This is a genomic window from Vibrio sp. ZF57, assembly GCF_001691235.1.
GTDB lineage: Bacteria > Pseudomonadota > Gammaproteobacteria > Enterobacterales > Vibrionaceae > Vibrio > Vibrio crassostreae_C.
In genome coordinates this window covers 162,112-180,103 of record NZ_MAKD01000075.1, presented here as the reverse complement: position 1 = coordinate 180,103, position 17,992 = coordinate 162,112, and the positions used below count along the sequence as shown (strand labels likewise).

General features: G+C 45.4%; 28 protein-coding genes. 11 read left to right on the top strand and 17 right to left on the bottom strand.

All coding sequences use genetic code 11. The features are described 5' to 3' along the window. Positions 1 to 184 precede the first annotated feature (184 nt). The 9 genes from A6D97_RS10285 to A6D97_RS10245 all read left to right on the top strand — a co-directional run bounded on the left by A6D97_RS10285 (position 185) and on the right by A6D97_RS10245 (position 7,429). Complete coding sequence (locus A6D97_RS10285) at positions 185 to 772, top strand: DedA family protein (protein ID WP_017071303.1); 588 nt, start codon at positions 185 to 187, stop codon at positions 770 to 772. Next, entirely contained in the window at positions 769 to 1,902 is a 1,134-nt protein-coding gene (locus tag A6D97_RS10280) for an ATP-grasp domain-containing protein (protein ID WP_017058884.1), read from the top strand. Before A6D97_RS10285 ends, A6D97_RS10280 begins: the two co-directional genes overlap by 4 nt. Before the next feature lie 19 nt (positions 1,903 to 1,921). Next, on the top strand, positions 1,922 to 2,464 hold the full coding sequence (locus tag A6D97_RS10275; protein ID WP_032545608.1) for a hypothetical protein: 543 nt from the start codon (positions 1,922 to 1,924) through the stop codon (positions 2,462 to 2,464). A 2-nt stretch (positions 2,465 to 2,466) separates the two neighbouring features. Beyond that, positions 2,467 to 3,216 (top strand): NRDE family protein, encoded by a 750-nt coding sequence (locus A6D97_RS10270; RefSeq protein ID WP_065584310.1) that lies wholly within the window; start codon positions 2,467 to 2,469, stop codon positions 3,214 to 3,216. A 12-nt stretch (positions 3,217 to 3,228) separates the two neighbouring features. Then, complete coding sequence (locus A6D97_RS10265; RefSeq protein ID WP_017063714.1) at positions 3,229 to 3,666, top strand: YHS domain-containing (seleno)protein; 438 nt, start codon at positions 3,229 to 3,231, stop codon at positions 3,664 to 3,666. Positions 3,667 to 3,678: 12 nt separating this feature from the next. Then, positions 3,679 to 5,433, top strand: coding sequence for a lysophospholipid acyltransferase family protein (locus A6D97_RS10260; RefSeq protein ID WP_065584309.1), 1,755 nt, complete (start codon positions 3,679 to 3,681; stop codon positions 5,431 to 5,433). Between the two features lie 71 nt (positions 5,434 to 5,504). Beyond that, the gene (locus A6D97_RS10255) at positions 5,505 to 6,071 is read left to right on the top strand and encodes a Crp/Fnr family transcriptional regulator (protein WP_065584308.1); all 567 of its coding nucleotides are present in this window, start codon (positions 5,505 to 5,507) and stop codon (positions 6,069 to 6,071) included. A 57-nt stretch (positions 6,072 to 6,128) separates the two neighbouring features. Beyond that, entirely contained in the window at positions 6,129 to 6,581 is a 453-nt protein-coding gene (locus A6D97_RS10250) for a GNAT family N-acetyltransferase (protein WP_017058878.1), read from the top strand. Then, complete coding sequence (locus A6D97_RS10245) at positions 6,581 to 7,429, top strand: DMT family transporter (protein ID WP_065584307.1); 849 nt, start codon at positions 6,581 to 6,583, stop codon at positions 7,427 to 7,429. The genes A6D97_RS10250 and A6D97_RS10245 overlap by 1 nt, the downstream gene beginning before the upstream one ends. Positions 7,430 to 7,488: 59 nt before the next feature. Here the strand turns inward: A6D97_RS10245 and A6D97_RS10240 are convergent, their stop codons facing one another. Further along, a complete protein-coding gene (locus A6D97_RS10240) occupies positions 7,489 to 8,073 on the bottom strand; it encodes a LysM-like peptidoglycan-binding domain-containing protein (protein ID WP_017068022.1) in 585 nt (194 codons plus the stop codon). A gap of 213 nt (positions 8,074 to 8,286) precedes the next feature. Here A6D97_RS10240 and A6D97_RS10235 point away from each other — a divergent pair, with 213 nt between their 5' ends. Further along, the gene (locus tag A6D97_RS10235; RefSeq protein ID WP_008220519.1) at positions 8,287 to 8,907 is read left to right on the top strand and encodes an FKBP-type peptidyl-prolyl cis-trans isomerase; all 621 of its coding nucleotides are present in this window, start codon (positions 8,287 to 8,289) and stop codon (positions 8,905 to 8,907) included. Between the two features lie 134 nt (positions 8,908 to 9,041). Beyond that, positions 9,042 to 9,536, top strand: a complete 495-nt coding sequence (locus A6D97_RS10230) for a DUF2780 domain-containing protein (RefSeq protein ID WP_065584306.1) — start codon at positions 9,042 to 9,044, stop codon at positions 9,534 to 9,536. 286 nt (positions 9,537 to 9,822) lie between these two features. Here the strand turns inward: A6D97_RS10230 and rplQ are convergent, their stop codons facing one another. The 16 genes from rplQ to rplX all read right to left on the bottom strand — a co-directional run bounded on the left by rplQ (position 9,823) and on the right by rplX (position 17,990). After that, positions 9,823 to 10,203, bottom strand: coding sequence for a 50S ribosomal protein L17 (gene rplQ, locus A6D97_RS10225; protein WP_004729812.1), 381 nt, complete (start codon positions 10,201 to 10,203; stop codon positions 9,823 to 9,825). A gap of 24 nt (positions 10,204 to 10,227) precedes the next feature. After that, positions 10,228 to 11,220, bottom strand: a complete 993-nt coding sequence (gene rpoA / locus A6D97_RS10220; RefSeq protein ID WP_004729813.1) for a DNA-directed RNA polymerase subunit alpha — start codon at positions 11,218 to 11,220, stop codon at positions 10,228 to 10,230. A gap of 22 nt (positions 11,221 to 11,242) precedes the next feature. Next, complete coding sequence (gene rpsD, locus A6D97_RS10215) at positions 11,243 to 11,863, bottom strand: 30S ribosomal protein S4 (RefSeq protein ID WP_004738777.1); 621 nt, start codon at positions 11,861 to 11,863, stop codon at positions 11,243 to 11,245. Between the two features lie 31 nt (positions 11,864 to 11,894). Next, positions 11,895 to 12,284 carry a 30S ribosomal protein S11 gene (gene rpsK, locus A6D97_RS10210; RefSeq protein WP_004738778.1) on the bottom strand — a complete coding sequence of 130 codons (390 nt, stop codon included), beginning with the start codon at positions 12,282 to 12,284 and terminating at the stop codon, positions 11,895 to 11,897. 19 nt (positions 12,285 to 12,303) lie between these two features. Beyond that, the gene (gene rpsM / locus A6D97_RS10205; protein WP_004738779.1) at positions 12,304 to 12,660 is read right to left on the bottom strand and encodes a 30S ribosomal protein S13; all 357 of its coding nucleotides are present in this window, start codon (positions 12,658 to 12,660) and stop codon (positions 12,304 to 12,306) included. Between the two features lie 148 nt (positions 12,661 to 12,808). Further along, positions 12,809 to 12,922 carry a 50S ribosomal protein L36 gene (gene rpmJ / locus A6D97_RS10200; protein ID WP_000868186.1) on the bottom strand — a complete coding sequence of 38 codons (114 nt, stop codon included), beginning with the start codon at positions 12,920 to 12,922 and terminating at the stop codon, positions 12,809 to 12,811. A gap of 41 nt (positions 12,923 to 12,963) precedes the next feature. Further along, complete coding sequence (secY, locus tag A6D97_RS10195) at positions 12,964 to 14,298, bottom strand: preprotein translocase subunit SecY (RefSeq protein ID WP_004738781.1); 1,335 nt, start codon at positions 14,296 to 14,298, stop codon at positions 12,964 to 12,966. A gap of 20 nt (positions 14,299 to 14,318) precedes the next feature. Further along, positions 14,319 to 14,753: a 50S ribosomal protein L15 gene (gene rplO, locus A6D97_RS10190; RefSeq protein WP_004736758.1), complete on the bottom strand. Its 435-nt coding sequence runs from the start codon at positions 14,751 to 14,753 to the stop codon at positions 14,319 to 14,321. A gap of 5 nt (positions 14,754 to 14,758) precedes the next feature. Then, positions 14,759 to 14,935 (bottom strand): 50S ribosomal protein L30, encoded by a 177-nt coding sequence (rpmD, locus tag A6D97_RS10185; RefSeq protein WP_004736756.1) that lies wholly within the window; start codon positions 14,933 to 14,935, stop codon positions 14,759 to 14,761. Between the two features lie 7 nt (positions 14,936 to 14,942). Further along, positions 14,943 to 15,443, bottom strand: coding sequence for a 30S ribosomal protein S5 (rpsE, locus tag A6D97_RS10180; protein WP_017061307.1), 501 nt, complete (start codon positions 15,441 to 15,443; stop codon positions 14,943 to 14,945). Positions 15,444 to 15,457: 14 nt separating this feature from the next. Continuing rightward, the gene (rplR, locus tag A6D97_RS10175; protein WP_004738784.1) at positions 15,458 to 15,811 is read right to left on the bottom strand and encodes a 50S ribosomal protein L18; all 354 of its coding nucleotides are present in this window, start codon (positions 15,809 to 15,811) and stop codon (positions 15,458 to 15,460) included. Positions 15,812 to 15,820: 9 nt separating this feature from the next. Next, entirely contained in the window at positions 15,821 to 16,354 is a 534-nt protein-coding gene (rplF, locus tag A6D97_RS10170; RefSeq protein ID WP_017063712.1) for a 50S ribosomal protein L6, read from the bottom strand. 10 nt (positions 16,355 to 16,364) lie between these two features. Further along, complete coding sequence (rpsH, locus tag A6D97_RS10165; protein ID WP_017061309.1) at positions 16,365 to 16,757, bottom strand: 30S ribosomal protein S8; 393 nt, start codon at positions 16,755 to 16,757, stop codon at positions 16,365 to 16,367. 29 nt (positions 16,758 to 16,786) lie between these two features. Continuing rightward, entirely contained in the window at positions 16,787 to 17,092 is a 306-nt protein-coding gene (gene rpsN, locus A6D97_RS10160; protein ID WP_004738789.1) for a 30S ribosomal protein S14, read from the bottom strand. Positions 17,093 to 17,108: 16 nt separating this feature from the next. After that, positions 17,109 to 17,648, bottom strand: coding sequence for a 50S ribosomal protein L5 (gene rplE / locus A6D97_RS10155; protein ID WP_004738790.1), 540 nt, complete (start codon positions 17,646 to 17,648; stop codon positions 17,109 to 17,111). A 24-nt stretch (positions 17,649 to 17,672) separates the two neighbouring features. After that, entirely contained in the window at positions 17,673 to 17,990 is a 318-nt protein-coding gene (gene rplX, locus A6D97_RS10150; RefSeq protein WP_004738792.1) for a 50S ribosomal protein L24, read from the bottom strand. Positions 17,991 to 17,992: the final 2 nt, after the last annotated feature.

Below are 17,992 nucleotides of genomic sequence, written 5' to 3'. Positions count from 1 at the left end.
AAGCTTAAACTCCTGCTCATTCTTCGCCTAATATCGCACACCTCAAATCACCTATTGAATCCAATCAACGTAAAAAAGCAGCAATTCGCTGTAAGTTTTTCTGAGCTCCTCCTGTCTATTTAATTTACTACACTCAATGAATGGCCGGTAAGCCATTCATCTATAGGATAGATAAGGACATTTGATGGGCACCGTCGAGAGCATTCAAGCATGGTTACATTCAGGGGAGGAGTCGCTGCTATGGCTGATGCTTGGCATTATCGCGCTTTCTTACCTGCTTGAAGATCTGGCAATCGTGACGGCCGCTGGTTTAGCGACTCAAGCACTCATCCCACCGCAATATGCGTTACTTGCAATTTTCATTGGCATTGCCACTGGTGATCTTGGTCTTTATTACCTTGGTAAATCAGGACGTTACTTCCGAGGCGTTCGATATAAAGCCCTCACCAATAAGTACTTTCGTTCGCTTCGTACCAAATTACGCCAAAACGCATTCAGCAGCCTTTTTGTTATCCGCTTTATTCCTGGGCTACGCACCGTTGGTTTTACTCTGAGTGGCTTTTTCGCCATCCCACTGCCTACTTTCTTATTTGCCGTCATCAGCGCAACTGCGCTCTGGACTGGCATTGTCTTCTCTGCCATCTACTATTTAGGGACATCAGCCTGGCTGCAAGCCTCTGAATATCAATGGATCATCATCCCGTGTGCCATCGTTTTGCTGTTTATCGGCAATCGATTAATGAATAAAACCTACTCTAGAGGGCTATCATGAGTTCACCGCAAGATATTCGCATCATTCCCGCACATCAAATTAATGCAGGTATGCCTCTGCTTGAAAAAGATACCGTGCGAAGTGTCTCTCCTTATGAGTTTCTTCCGACTTGGTTCTTCTACACGCCAGTGGTCATTCAAAGCCTGATGCAAGGGTTACGGCACTTTGACTGGGCGCTGCCGCTCATCGCCAATCCAAGCATTAAGTTAAGCGGCATGGTAGGCGAATCAAAACATGAGATATTGAGCCTTGCCGGATCTTCAAGTCAGCGTTGGATCTCACCGTTTATAACCCTAACCAAAACGGATCTCGGCAGTAAAAAACAAGCCGAAGACGCACGCAGCGCACTCATACAAACGGATCTTGATTTCCCTATCGTGGCTAAGCCGGATCTTGGCTGTCGAGGTGTTGGCGTTAAGCTGATCAACAACCAAGTTCAACTTGAGCAATATGTCGAATCTTTCCCAAATAATGCTCGCTTTCTACTGCAAAAAAAGGCGCCTTATCAAGCCGAAGCGGGTGTTTTCTACGTTCGTTACCCAAATAAAAAGCAAGGTGAGATCATCTCGATCACACTCAAATATGCGCCAATGGTGATGGGTGATGGCAAGTCGACACTCAAGCAGTTAATTGAAAACAGCCCGCGCGCTGGGCAACTCAGCCACCTGTATCTACCAAGGCATGAAGATAAATTGGATCAAGTGCTCGCAGAGGGTGAAGAGTTCCAACTCGCGTTTGCAGGCAGCCATAGCCGTGGCTGTATCTTCCGAGACGGTAATCAATACATCACTCAGGCTCTAACAGAACGCTTAGACGAGATATTCGACGACTTCGATGGCTTTCACTTTGGTCGACTCGACGTCAAGTTTAAAGACATGTACAGCCTAATGAACGGTGAGGATTTCACGATTCTTGAGGTCAATGGCGCAAGCAGTGAGGCTGGACATATCTGGGATCGCAACACCCCATTACGAGAGATATTTTCTACGCTACTCCTGCAATATCGCATTCTTTTTGATATTGGCGCTCAGCAAAAACAACGAGGCCACCAATCCCCTTCTTTCAAGAGCTTATTTGCGGCGTGGCAAGAAGAGCGACGTCTTGTTCAACAATATCCGACTACCGACTAACTTTGCACGAGGATCATGAATGAACCCCATAGCCCAACCGAGCGCCCTTACTTCTTTCTCTCCTAGTATCAAGGGAGCGGTAGAGATATTGAATCAGGGTCTAGAGTTTTTGTTAGCGATTTCTGACAGCGATTACCTGACACGAGCAAAGCCACACGTTACAAGCTCTATCGGTGAACATACTCGTCACACACTGGATCTTTTTCACGCCTTGATTTTAAAAGAGGATGAGGCCGTTGATTACAACACTCGTCGTCGTGGTCATCCTGTCGAATACGACCGCTCTATTGCAGTCAAAGAGATCCACTATGTGATCAACTGGCTTGAACGATTAGACCGTCGAGATCTCGAAGCGCCTATCATGATCCAAACCGAGGTTTCGATGGATGCTCAAGTGTTCGCAAGCCTGCCTTCAACGCTCGAAAGAGAGGTCACCTTTGCCGCACTGCATGCCAATCATCATTACGCGATGATCAAGGTGATCACCACCTTCCTAGACGTCGAGACCTGCAACACCTTTGGTTATGCCCCAACCACCAACAGCTATCTGAGGGAGCAATAATCATGTGTTCAGTATCTTGGCTGCTTGAAGAGAATGGTTATCAGGTCTTTTTTAATCGTGATGAACAAAAGACGCGAGCACTGGCAATGCCACCCAGACAATATCGAGTCAACGGTGTCGATATCATTATGCCACTCGACCCAACTGGCGGCGGTAGCTGGATAAGTATCAATGAGTTCGGGCTTTCGCTATGCCTACTCAATAACTATCAAGGCACAGTGCCCGTTGGCCCTTTAGTAAGCCGCGGTTTGCTACTTAAAAACCTATCATCGAGTCGTAATATCAGTCAGCTATCTGAAGCGTTTCACAAGCTAGACCTACACTCTTTTGCCCCATTTACCTTGCTAGCTTTCGCGCCCAATCTAACCCAACACAATGGTCTGGTTATCGCCTACATGTGGGATGGTATTCAACAGAAAATAGTCGACACTGATTCTCCACTCTTCTCATCCGGTGTTGATTTAGAGCGAGTGCAAGCCTACCGACAAGCAAAATATGATCAGATCATGGCGGCAGGTAAGAATCAACAGAACTTACTGATGTTCCACTCTCACCATCACAATGAGCAACCTCATTTAACGACCTGTATGCATCGCGAAGACGCACATACCGTGAGCTTTACACACTTACGTAACCTGCATGGTCAAGCCTCTATGTTTTATGCACCCGGCTCACCATGCGAACCCATTAAACCATGTCAGATAAATCAGCAGCGCTTTACCTTTGATTTATCACCCGCAATCAATCTATAGATGGAGTCCATCATGAGAAAACTATTCACCATGGTTCTGCTACTTGTTAGCCCGTACGTATTTGCCGCCGATGAAATCTATACCGGCTTCTTTAGCAGTAAGGCACTCGATGGCTACGATACCGTGGCTTATTTCACGTCTGGGAAGCCTGTTGAAGGGAGCAAGAAGTTCAGCACAGAGTACAAAGGCGCGGACTGGTATTTCTCTTCTGAAAAGAATCTGACTTTATTTGTTAATAATCCTGAAAAATATGCCCCTCAATATGGTGGTTATTGCGCATGGGCCGTTTCTGCCAAAAACGACTTCGCACCAGGTGACCCACAGTATTGGACCATAGTTGATGACAAACTTTATCTTAACTACGACCAAGAGATTAAGCAGCGCTGGGAACAAGACCAAGCACAGCATATTCAACAAGCCGATAAAGTTTGGCCGCAACTGATTAAGTAAGGTAATTTCATTATGATTGATAGTCCTTTTCGTTTACCACGTTACACGCCTTTTGGTTTAGGTGAGTCTGTTGTCGAGTGGGCAACTGGGCTATCTAAGCTAGACCGACTCTACCAAGATCGTAAAAACGAGTTATCTAGCTTCGAATTCATGAATTACACTCTGTCGGCGCTCAATATCGACTACTCGGTTGCATCGGGAAGCACGGAAAACATCCCGGAAGAAGGGCCTGTCGTGATTGTGGCGAACCACCCGCTTGGTGCGATCGAAGGCGTGATCCTTGCCGATCTCGTAGGATCAGTAAGAAAGGATGTGAAGGTGCTGGCCAATGAGTTACTTAAGCGCCTGCCTGAACTGGATGATCTTTTCATCGGTGTCGATGTCTTTAACAGTAAAGAATCGAAACGCACCAATGCCAAAGCGATTCGAGATGCCAATCGTCATTTGGCTGATGGTGGACTATTGATTGTATTCCCAGCAGGTGAAGTATCAAGCTACCGTAAAGGGGCAAAAACACTGACAGACATCGAGTGGAGCAAGTCGGTAGCGAAATTCGTCAAACGTCACCAAGCCACCACGGTACCTATCTTTATCAATGGCAAGAACAGTGAGCTTTTCTATCAAGCGGGTCGTGTTCATCCACTGTTGAGAACCGCTCTACTCGGGCGTGAACTTCTTAATAAACAAGCGACAACTATCTCTATCTCGATTGGCTCATCGATTCCGTATTCAGAGATAAAATCGTTTGAAAAAGAGATGGATATCGTCAACTACCTACGACTTAATACCTATCTAATGAGTCAACAAGATAGTCCGAACACGCCAATCCACGCGCCCTCTTTCGATACCCAAGTGATAGCGCCTATTCCACCAGAAGTCTTATCAATAGAGATAGACTCACTCCCTGAAGAGATGAAACTGCTCGAGCAAGGGAACTTTGAGGTCTACTGCACACCAAGCCAATCCATTCCTAACTTAATGCGCGAGATTGGTCGAGTAAGAGAAGAAAGCTTTAGAGAAGTCGGAGAAGGCAGCGGGCTGGCCTGTGATTTAGATGAGTATGACCTTTACTACCATCAACTGTTTGTGTGGAATAAAACCAAGGCAGAACTGGTTGGCGCGTATCGACTCGGTATGGTCGACAAACTCATCGCTGAGCACGGGCTTGATCAGCTCTACTCTCGTAGCCTGTTTAACTACAACCAAGAATTCATTGATACTCTAGAAAACAGCATTGAGCTTGGGCGATCGGTAGTAAGTAAACCTTACCAAAAGAGTCTGAACTCACTGCTACTATTGTGGAAAGGTATCGCGACCTTTGTGTCTCATCACCCTCAATACACCCATCTGTTCGGCCCTGTCAGTATCAGTAATGATTACAGCCACAATGCGCGTCTGTTGATCGCGACCACGTTATCAATCCACCATTATGATGAGGAAAAGGCGAATTTGGTTTCACCTTCGTCACCACTCAATACCAGCAGTCATGTGTTCTGGCAAAATCACCTGCTCTCTTCACTGGCGAGTGTGCCTCTGCTCTCTAAAGTGTTAGCACGCATGGAGCAAGGTAAAGGCCTGCCGGTACTGCTGCGCCAATATCTAGGGATGAACGGTAAACTGGTGTGTTTTAATGTCGACCCATCGTTTAATGATGCCTTGGATGGCTTGATTGTGGTGAACCTTAAGAAGGTTCCATTGAAGACCTTAGGTAAATACATGGGCAGAGAACTTGCTCAAGATTACCTAGAGCAACACGCACGCCTCTGATTTATCCTGCTCTGTACCTCTCTCCAAATAAGTGCGATGATTTCGGCACTTATTTGGGATAGGTTATTTTCATGCACACCTCTTTTATCGAACAACTGCAAAGCTTCGACTTCTCTGAAAGCCAGATTGAATCTCTACTCGCTGTCGCCAAGCCACTTGAGCTGCCAACCAGACACATCTTGATCAATCAAGGTGAGATGGCGAGTTCAATCTACTTTGTACTTGAAGGCTTGTGCCATGCCTGCTACCTCACTGATGATGGTAAGCAATACAGCAAAGAGTTCTATTGGGAACAAGATTGGATCATCGGCTTTGAGAGTCTGATAAAGAACCAAGCCTCTCCTTACCTATTAGAAACGCTGACACCCATCACCATGTTAGAGCTGCCAATGAATGCGGTTATCGAGTGGCGTGCATCAAATAATCCTTTGTATTTAAAGCTGTTAGAAACACAACTGATGCATAAGGAAAACAAAGAACGCTTCATGCTGCTCTATACACCAGAGCAACGCTATCAGCTGTTCTGCGAGCACTATCCCGACCTTGAGCAGCGCTTGAACGACAATCAAATTACAGCCTACCTAGGAATAACCGCAATCAGCCTGAGCAGAATTAAAGGTCGAATTAACAATAGTTAATGCCAACAATCATCGCGCATAGTACATTCAGAGCATCGATAATCTCTGGATGTAAACATGATCACTTGGCACTCAATTCCTTTTTCTGAACTCTCAACACAACAGCTTTATCAACTACTTAAATTAAGAGTCGATGTATTTGTGGTCGAGCAGACTTGTCCTTATCCAGAGCTGGACGGTAAAGATACACTCGCGGGTGTTGAGCACCTGCTTGGCTATGCTGATGAAGAGTTGGTAGCGTGTGCACGTTTATTACCACCAGGTACCTCTTACGACAACACCAGCATCGGTCGAGTCGCAACCAAGCAATCGGCAAGAGGTGGTGGCTTGGGGCATCAATTAATCAAAGAAGCATTAACACGCTGCGAGGCTCTTTGGCCAAATACGGCCATTGATATTGGCGCGCAGCAACACCTAGAAAACTTCTATGCGAGCCACGGCTTCAACACCATCTCGGATATGTATCTCGAAGATGACATTCCTCATATAGACATGAGATTAGAAAAATAATGACGAATATCACTGCCGGTATTCTATTGTTGGTTGCAGGTAACTTGTTTGCCTCGCTTTCCGACGTAGCGGTAAAGCTGTTAAATGGCGAAGTACCGCCCTTACAGTATATTTTTTTCCGACAGTTGATATCTCTGGTCATCATCACCCCTTTGTGGCTACAGCAGAAAAAAGAACAACGGCGCTTACAGCAGGCTAAGGTAACCTTCATTCGAGGTCAGTTAATTCTGACCGGCAGTGGGTGCATGGTGGTCGCGATCACTCACTTGTCTTTGGCAACCGCCAACGCAGTATTTTATGTCGCGCCTTTACTGATGTTGCCGCTCTCAATGTTGCTATTGAAAGAGCAACCGGCACTCGGCAAGGTTATCGGCACAACCATAGGTTTTATTGGTGCATTGATTGTCTTGAGGCCATCACAATTTCATTGGGCGGCACTGTTTGCTTTGGGGACAGCACTCACCCTAGCACTATTTAATGTACTCGTAAGAAAGCTTCCTAGTGAGCAAACGGTGGTCACTACGCTGTGGTGGACAACCTTATTCTCTATTCCAGCCTCATTAGTACTGTGCTTCTTATACTGGCAGCCAGTGTCTGTGGAGCATTTGGGATACATAGCCCTGAGTGCGACGCTAATCTTAAGTTACAACGGCCTTGCGGTTGCTGCCTATCAAAAAGCACACTCTAGCCAAATTGCCTTGGCTGAGTATTCAGGATTGGTGTTTGTCGCGCTAATAGGTGCAATATGGTTCGATGAGATTCCGGATACATTAACCTTTATCGGAATCATGCTTATCATCTTGCCACTCGCCCCTTTCAAGCGACCAAAAAAAAGAGCTAATGCTTAGCTCTTTTCTATCGTTTATCTGTGTCTGGTGAAGCGCTTTAACTCAGGCTCACTATTCATCTACTTACTGCGACCAAAGCCACCATCGGATAAGCGGAAGAACATCACCGAAGTGTCGCCTTTCTCTAGCTGAAGAATGTCCAACTGCCCAGTTTCAGCAAGTTTGAAACGAACCAGCTGGCCTTTACGAATCTGACTGAGCGGCTTATCTGCACCTTCAATTCGCACTAACGCATTCAAGTCAGACAATGGCAAATCGTTGTTTCGAAAAACCTGCGCTAACGTATCCCCTTGCTTAACAAGGTACTCCTGCCAATTTTTGTTACTCGGTTCTAATGAGCTGTTCTTGGCATTTTGCTGTTCGCTTAAGCCGACGGTGTTTATTTCAAGCTCAACGCGCGATGTTGTTGGAGCTGTGTCTACTTTAGGTTCTGGTAGCGGCACAAAAAGTAATATCAGTACGATCGGAGAAATCACCATCAACAGTCTTTGGTGTAACTTCGGCAATGAACCCCAAGTTTGCGCTGTCGAGGTTTTCATTTTCTTCACATCGATCGAACTCAATTTCTCTTTGACCTGATTCAGTCGATCCTTGAATTCTGCTAAGTGGTCAACTTTCTGTTTTTTCTTTTGACGACGATTCATACCACTGCGTCCTATACATTGAATAACTACAGTATAAAAACCAAAGTACCAACAGTATAGATCTTTCCGTCACAACAAGGCCCAAAGCGAGAAAATTGACATGGCTGTGATTTGGGCACAGTAAAGCGCAAGTGATCAGGGACTAGCCGTTTCTTCACGCTGCTAATACTGGTATTCTTACCTTTTTCGTACTGACAAAAAGAGTGACTTTTCATGTCTGAAGTAAAATTTGAAACTGTAGAGCAAAAAGCTAGCTACGGTATCGGTCTACAAATGGGCCAACAACTTGCTGGTTCTGGTCTTGAAGGCCTAAACGTTGACGCAATCGCTGCTGGTATCGCAACAGCTCTAGTTGGCGACATGCCAGCTATCGAAGTTGACGAAATCAACAACGCACTACAAGAGCTACACACTCGCGGTGAAGCTGCACGTCAAGAACTAGCTAAAGCTGCTGCTGCTGACGGCGAAGCTTTCCTAGCTGACAACGCTCTTCGTTCAGAAGTAACGGTTCTTGAGTCTGGTCTTCAGTACGAAGTACTAACTGAAGGTACTGGCGAAATCCCAACTGCAGACAAGCAAGTACGTGTTCACTACCACGGCGAACTAACTGACGGTACTGTTTTCGACAGCTCTGTATCTCGCGGTCAACCTGCTGAATTCCCTGTAACTGGCGTAATTCAAGGTTGGGTACAAGCTCTACAAATGATGCCTGTTGGCTCTAAGTGGAAGCTATACATCCCTCAAGATCTAGCATACGGTGAGCGTGGCGCAGGTGCTGCAATCCCACCATTTGCTGCTCTAGTATTTGAAGTAGAACTTCTAGCTATTCTTTAATTTTTATAAAAACCTTTAGTAAAACAAAATACTATTGGCAAATAAAATTGAAATAATCCAACGGCGATGTGACTACATCGCCGTTTTTCGTTTATAGTGAAAGAGTAAATTACTTTATTACTTAAGGACGAATAATGAAGAAAGTACTCATCACAGTTTTAAGCAGCCTTGCTGTTGTCTCTTGCGCTAGCACGAGCGACTCTGAACAAACAAGTTCATCATCAGATACCAACTATTCCCAACTATCCCAAACTGCACTGATGGCAGCAGTGAATATGTGGTCTCAACAGAACGAAACAACACCACTTGTAGATACGGTAGCTGACCAAGCTTCTGTTAGCAGTGACCAAGCAGTTGGCGGTATTGGTTCAATGTTAGCCCTTGCACAAAACTCACTTGGCACAGCCGACAACAAAGAACTCGCAACGCTGATTCCGGGTATGTCGAGCCTTGAGTCTACGGGGCTATCATCGCTATTAAGCTCACAAGGTGCCGTTGAAAGTGCGTTTTCTGGATTAGGTATGGATCCATCAATGGTTACAACATTTGCACCCATCATTCTTCAAGCACTGCAGTCACAAGGTGCAACGAGCGGCCTGATGGATTCACTTGCAGCTGTTTGGCAATAAGCGTTAGTTATTAATAGCTAGCTTAAAATCTGATAGGAGCACTTCGGTGCTCTTTTTTGTGCGTGGAAGAAAAGATATTTGAGATACGAGATACGAGATACGAGATACGAGATACGAGATACGAGATACGAGATACGAGATACGAGACATTTTTGAAAATTGGAGCAGATAAGACAAGCAAAAAGTGCCAAACATCATGGTGCAATTTCTATTATCTTTTCCTTGTTCTACAGACACAAAAAAGCCGAGCTAATGCTCGGCTTTTGTATTAAGAATCTAGTATAGATTACTCAGCAGCTTCTTCAGCAGCTGGGCGGTCTACAAGCTCAATGTAAGCCATTGGAGCTTTATCACCAGTACGGAAACCACATTTAAGAATGCGAGTGTAACCACCTTGGCGAGCCGCGAAACGCGGGCCTAGTTCATTAAATAGTTTTGCCACAACTTCGTTATCACGAGTGCGAGCAAATGCAAGACGACGGTTAGCAACACTGTCTGTCTTAGCTAGGGTAATCAATGGCTCAATTACGCGACGTAGTTCTTTTGCTTTAGGCACGGTAGTTTTAATAACTTCGTGACGAACAAGAGAGCTAGCCATGTTGCTGAACATCGCTTTGCGATGACTGCTGTTGCGGTTGAGTTGACGACCACTTTTACGATGGCGCATGACCTAATCCTTCTAACTTTTCGATTAATCTTCAGCGATTGACGCTGGTGGCCAGTTTTCTAGACGCATGCCTAGAGAAAGACCACGTGAAGCAAGCACATCTTTAATCTCTGTAAGAGATTTCTTACCAAGGTTTGGCGTTTTAAGTAGCTCAACCTCAGTGCGCTGTACAAGATCACCGATGTAGTGAATCGCTTCTGCTTTCAAACAGTTAGCAGAGCGAACTGTTAGTTCAAGATCGTCTACAGGACGTAGTAGGATAGGATCGAATTCTGGCTTCTCTTCCTTCTCCTCAGGTACACGTACATCACGAAGATCTACGAACGCATCCAATTGTTCAGCTAAAATAGTAGCTGCACGACGGATTGCTTCCTCAGGTTCTAGAGTACCGTTCGTTTCCATATCGATAACAAGCTTGTCTAAATCAGTACGTTGTTCTACACGTGCCGCTTCTACAGCGTAAGCGATTTTATCAACCGGGCTGTAAGTAGCGTCAACTAGTAGACGACCGATAGGACGCTCATCTTCTTCAGTATGGATACGAGCTGAAGCTGGAACGTAACCACGACCACGTTCTACTTTGATACGCATAGCGATCTCAGCGTTGTCATCCGTTAGGTGACAAATTACGTGCTCAGGGTTAGCGATCTCTACATCACCATCGTGGGTGATGTCACCTGCAACAACAGGGCCTGAGCCTGATTTGTTCAGTGTAATAAACACTTCATCTTTGCCTTCAGCAACGCGTACAGCCAAACCTTTAAGGTTTAGAAGGATTTCCAGGATATCTTCCTGAACGCCTTCTTTAGTGCTGTATTCGTGTAGCACACCTTCAATTTCAACTTCTGTTACGGCACAACCCGGCATAGAAGATAGAAGAATGCGGCGAAGAGCATTACCTAGAGTGTGGCCGAAACCGCGCTCTAATGGCTCAAGAGTTACTTTCGCGTGTGTCGTATTGATCTGTTCAATGTCAACAAGACGCGGCTTAAGAAATTCTGTTACAGAACCCTGCATTGTGTCCTCTCTTTTTTTAACCTTACTTAGAGTAAAGTTCGACGATCAAGTGTTCATTGATGTCAGCTGATAGGTCAGAACGCTCAGGCATACGCTTGAATGTACCTTCCATTTTGCCAGCATCTACTTCAATCCAAGTTGGCTTTTCACGTTGTTCAGCAACTTCTAGAGCCGCTTTAATACGAGATTGCTGTTTAGCTTTCTCGCGGATAGAAACAACGTCGTTTGCCGCTACTTTGAAAGAAGGAACGTTTACAACTTTACCGTTAACTAGAATAGACTTGTGGCTAACTAGTTGACGAGATTCAGCACGAGTAGCGCCAAAGCCCATACGGTAAACTACGTTATCAAGACGACCTTCAAGAAGCTGAAGCAGGTTTGCACCTGTGTTGCCTTTAAGACGTGCAGCTTCTTTGTAGTAGTTGCGGAATTGTTTTTCTAGAACGCCGTAGATACGACGAACTTTTTGCTTCTCACGAAGCTGAACGCCATACTCAGATAGACGACCGCGACGAGCGCCGTGTACACCTGGTGCGTTATCAATTTTACACTTGGTATCGATCGCACGGACACCAGACTTAAGGAATAAGTCAGTACCTTCGCGACGGCTAAGCTTAAGCTTAGGACCCAAATATCTTGCCATGATCTTTCTCCAATATTCCTAGAAACGAAACTTAAACGCGACGTTTCTTAGGTGGACGACAACCGTTATGAGGGATTGGTGTCGCATCAACAATGTTAGTGATACGGAAACCAGCAGCGTTCAGTGCACGAACAGTAGATTCGCGACCTGGACCTGGACCCTTAACCATAACTTCCAAGTTCTTTAGGCCATATTCTTTAGCCATTTCACCACAACGCTCAGCTGCAACTTGTGCTGCGAACGGAGTAGATTTACGAGAACCACGGAAACCTGAACCACCTGCTGTAGCCCATGCAAGAGCGTTGCCTTGACGGTCAGTGATAGTTACGATTGTGTTGTTGAAAGAAGCATGAATGTGCGCTACGCCATCAGCTACTTGCTTGCGTACGCGCTTACGCGCGCGAGTTGGTTGTTTTGCCATTGTACTCTACCTTATCCGACTATTTCTTGATCGGCTTGCGCGGACCCTTACGGGTGCGAGCGTTGGTTTTAGTACGCTGTCCACGTAGTGGTAGACTGCGACGATGACGAAGACCGCGGTAACAGCCAAGGTCCATAAGACGCTTGATGTTCATCGATACTTCACGACGTAGATCACCTTCTACAGTGTACTTAGCTACACCATCACGCAGTTGATCGATCTGCTCTTCAGTTAGTTCACTGATCTTAGCATCTTCAGCAATACCCACTTCAGCTAGAATAGCTTGAGAGCGAGTTTTACCGATACCGTAGATTGCAGTAAGTGCAATTACAGAATGCTTATGATCAGGAATGTTAATGCCGGCTATACGGGCCATTATTCACTCCTAAGGGGTTCATAAAAGAATTATCCGCAGCAAAGCCCGTTATGGATACGCTGCGGCATACTACTTCTTTTGCACGCAAAAGGTAGGCCGAGGAATATACTCGACTCTACCTTGTATTTCAAGTAAAAATTTCTGCTAATTAGCCTTGGCGTTGCTTATGCTTTGGCTCACTGCAAATCACGCGAACGACACCGTTACGCTTGATAACTTTACAGTTACGGCAGATTTTTTTAACGGAAGCACGAACTTTCATTGCTAAACTCCGTAAATGGAATCGAAATTGTTACCACCGAATTAACGGCCGTAACCCTTCAGATTCGCTTTCTTTAACACAGAATCATACTGTTGTGACATCAGATGAGTCTGTACCTGTGCCATGAAATCCATGATAACTACCACTACGATTAGTAGTGATGTGCCGCCAAAGTAGAAACGAACGTTCCACGCGACCATCATGAACTCAGGAATCAGACATATAAAAGTAATGTATAGAGCGCCCGCAAGGGTTAGTCTAGTCATCACTTTATCGATATATTTCGCTGTCTGCTCACCTGGGCGGATACCGGGTACGAATGCACCAGACTTCTTCAAGTTATCAGCTGTTTCACGTGGGTTAAACACCAACGCTGTATAGAAGAAACAGAAGAAGATTATAGCTGCTGCATAAAGCATTACATACAAAGGTTGACCTGGGCTAAGAGCTAATGACACGTCAGTTAACCAACCGAACGCGCTGCTTTCACCATTTTGACCAAACCACTGCGCTAATGTTCCTGGGAACAAAATAATACTTGATGCGAAAATCGCTGGAATAACACCTGCCATATTAATCTTAAGAGGCAAGTGAGAGCTTTGTGCTGCAAAAACTTTACGACCTTGTTGACGTTTCGCATAGTTAACGACGATACGACGTTGACCACGTTCCATGAAAACTACGAAGTAAATAACAGCAAAAGACAATACAGCAATCAACAGCAGAAGAAGCACATGCAATTCACCTTGACGCGCTTGCTCGATTGTTTGACCGATTGCAGAAGGCAATCCAGCAACAATACCTGCAAAAATCAGAATGGAAATACCATTACCGATTCCTCGCTCAGTGATTTGTTCACCTAACCACATTAAGAACATGGTACCAGTTACTAAACTCACGGTAGCAATAAGCGTAAACATGGTTTGGTTGATAACAACCAGATTGTCGACCATGTTTGGTAAGCCTGTTGCGATACCAATAGCTTGGAATGTTGCAAGTACAAGCGTGCCGTAGCGTGTATATTGGCTTATCTTACGACGGCCTGCTTCACCCTCTTTCTTGAGTTCCGCTAACGCTGGATGAACTACAGTTAGCAATTGGACTACGATCGATGCCGAAATGTACGGCATGATACCCAATGCTAATATAGATGCACGCTCAAGAGCACCACCGGAGAACATGTTAAACATTTCTACGATGGTACCTTTTTGCTGATCGAACAAATCGGCAAGTACAGCTGCGTCAATACCAGGGATCGGCACAAAAGAGCCGGCTCGGAATACTAAAAGTGCACCAATTACGAATAATAAGCGCGACTTTAGTTCACTTAAGCCGCTCTGAGCACTACGAAAATCTTGTCCTGGTTTCTTAGCCATCTGTACCTCGTTCCTCGAGATTATTCCTCGATTTTACCGCCTGCAGCTTCGATTGCAGCTTTAGCGCCTTTAGTCACGCGTAGACCTTTAACAGTCACAGCCTTGCTTAGGTCACCAGAAAGAACGATCTTAACAAACTCGATGTTCTTAGTGATAACGTTAGCAGCTTTAAGGCTGTTAAGATCAACTACGTCACCTGTTACTTTCGCTAGCTCAGCTAGACGAACTTCAGCAGACACTAGGCTCTTACGAGAAGTGAAACCGAATTTAGGTAGACGTTGTTTTAGAGGCATTTGACCGCCTTCAAAACCTGGACGAACAGAGCCGCCAGAACGTGACTTTTGACCTTTGTGACCGCGGCCACCTGTTTTACCAAGGCCAGAACCGATACCACGACCTACACGCTTCTTAGAAGGTTTAGAGCCAGCAGCCGGTGATAGAGTATTCAAACGCATTCTGATTACTCCTCAATCTTAACCATGTAGTAAACCTTGTTGATCATACCGCGTACGCACGGTGTATCTTCAAGTTCTACTGTATGGTTGATGCGACGAAGACCTAGACCTTTAAGACACGCTTTGTGCTTAGGTAGGCGACCAATTGAGCTTTTAGTTTGAGTTACTTTAATAGTTGCCATCGTGTGCTTACTCCGAAATAGATTCAACAGTTAGACCACGTTTAGCAGCAACCATTTCTGGTGACTTAACGTCTACTAGAGCACCAATCGTTGCACGAACGATGTTGATCGGGTTCGTTGAACCGTATGCTTTAGAAAGTACGTTATGTACGCCCGCAACTTCAAGTACAGCACGCATTGCACCGCCGGCAATAACACCTGTACCTTCTGCAGCTGGCTGCATGTAAACTTTAGAGCCCGAATGACGACCTTTCACCGGGTGGTGAAGAGTGCCTTCGTTAAGCGATACTGTAACCATGTTACGGCGCGCTTTTTCCATTGCTTTTTGAATCGCAGCAGGTACTTCACGAGCTTTGCCGTAACCGAAACCTACGCGACCGTTACCGTCACCAACTACTGTTAGTGCAGTAAAGCTCATGATTCGACCACCTTTAACCGTCTTAGATACACGGTTAACTGCGATCAGCTTTTCTTGCAAATCATTAGCTTGTTGTTGTTCTTTAGCCATCTTCCAACCCTACCTTAGAATTTCAGACCAGCTTCGCGAGCAGATTCTGCTAGCGCCGCTACTCGACCGTGGTATTGGAAACCAGAACGATCAAATGCAACTGAAGCTACGCCTTTTTCAAGAGCGCGCTCAGCAACAGCTTTACCAACTGCTTTAGCTGCATCAACGTTACCAGTGTTCTTAACTTGCTCACGGATCGCTTTTTCTACAGTAGAAGCAGCTGCGATAACCTCAGAGCCGTTTGCCGCGATAACTTGTGCGTAAACATGGCGAGGAGTACGGTGTACTACCAGGCGAGTTGCACCAAGTTCTGCAATCTTACGACGTGCACGTGTAGCACGACGGATGCGAGATGCTTTCTTATCCATAGTGATACCTTACTTCTTCTTAGCTTCTTTAGTACGCACATTTTCATCTGCGTAACGAACACCTTTGCCTTTGTAAGGCTCAGGAGCACGGTAAGAACGAATGTCAGCCGCAACTTGACCTACTACTTGCTTATCGCAACCAGTAATGATGATCTCAGTTTGGCTAGGGCACTCAGCTTTAATACCTTCAGGTAGAGCGTGCTCTACTGGGTGAGAAAAACCAAGAGTTAGAGCTACAGAGTTGCCTTTCATAGCAGCACGGTAACCAACACCCTTAAGAGTTAGCTTCTTAGTGAAGCCCTCAGTAACACCCACAACCATGTTATTAACTAGAGCGCGAGCTGTACCAGCTTGTGCCCATGCGTTAGTAACACCTTCTTTCGGACCGAAAGTTAGGTTGGTTTCTTCCTGTGCAATAACTACGGCGCTGTTAAGAACGCGAGTAAGCTCACCTTTGCTACCTTTTACAGTAACTTCTTGGCCGTTTAGTTTCACCTCTACGCCAGCTGGAATAGCGACAGGTGCTTTAGCAACACGAGACATAATCTACTCCTTAAGCTACGTAACAGATGATTTCACCGCCAAGACCTGCTTTACGAGCAGCACGGTCAGACATCAGACCCTTGGAAGTAGAAACAACTGCAATACCAAGACCACCCATCACTGTAGGTAAAGAGTCTTTATTTTTATAAACTCTTAGACCAGGACGTGATACACGCTTGATTTGCTCGATTACAGGTTTAGCTTGGAAGTACTTAAGAGTAACTTCTAGCTCAGGTTTTGCTTCGCTGTTAACAGCGAAGTCTACGATGTAACCTTCAGCTTTAAGTAATGCAGCAATTGCAACTTTAAGCTTTGAAGAAGGCATTTTTACAGCAACTTTGTTTGCTGCCTGACCGTTACGAACTCGGGTCAGCATATCCGAAATCGGATCTTGCATGCTCATAAGATTTACTCCAAATGATTAAGTGGCAATTACCAGCTAGCCTTACGAAGACCCGGAATCTCGCCTTTCATGCAAGCTTCACGAACCTTAATGCGGCTTAGACCGAATTTACGTAGGTAACCGTGTGGACGACCAGTTTGGTTGCAACGGTTGCGCTGACGTGATGCACTTGAATCACGTGGAAGAGATTGCAGTTTAAGAACCGCATTCCAACGATCTTCTTCAGATGCGTTTACATCGCTAATGATAACTTTTAGCGCAGAACGCTTTTCAGCGAACTTAGCTACTAGTTTTGCACGTTTAGCTTCACGTGCTTTCATTGATTGTTTAGCCATAACAGTAACCCTACCCTTACTTACGGAATGGGAAGTTAAAGGCAGCCAGCAGAGCTCGGCCTTCCTCATCGGAACCCGCAGAAGTCGTGATAGTGATATCAAGACCGCGGACACGATCGACTTTATCGTAGTCGATTTCCGGAAAGATGATTTGCTCGCGAACGCCCATGCTGTAGTTACCGCGACCGTCAAAAGACTTAGCGCTAACACCACGGAAATCACGTACACGTGGAAGTGCGATAGAGATTAAACGCTCTAAAAATTCCCACATGCGCTCACCACGCAAGGTTACTTTACAACCAATTGGGTAGCCTTCACGAATTTTGAAACCAGCTACAGATTTACGCGCTTTAGTGATAAGTGGCTTTTGACCAGAGATCGTTGCCATATCAGCTGCTGCGTTTTCTAGCAGTTTCTTATCGTTGATTGCTTCACCAACGCCCATATTTAGGGTGATTTTCTCAATCCTAGGGACTTGCATGACGCTTGTGTAGCTGAACTCTTTGGTAAGCTCAGCGACTACAGACGACTTGTAGTAATCATGCAGTTTCGCCATAGTAGAACTCCAAATTACTTCTAATTAGTTAGAAACAGTTTCGCCGTTAGATTTGAAGAAACGAACTTTCTTGCCATCTTCGATACGGAAACCGATACGGTCTGCTTTACCAGTAGCCGCGTTAAAAACAGCAACGTTAGAAGCATCAATAGCTGCTTCTTGTTCAACGATGCCACCTTGTTGACCTAGAGCCGGAACCGGCTTTTGGTGTTTCTTAACAAGGTTGATGCCTTCAACGATAACTTTACCAGTTGTCAGAACCTTAGTTACTTTACCTTTCTTGCCTTTATCTTTACCAGCAAGAATGATTACTTCGTCATTACGACGGATTTTAGCTGCCATAT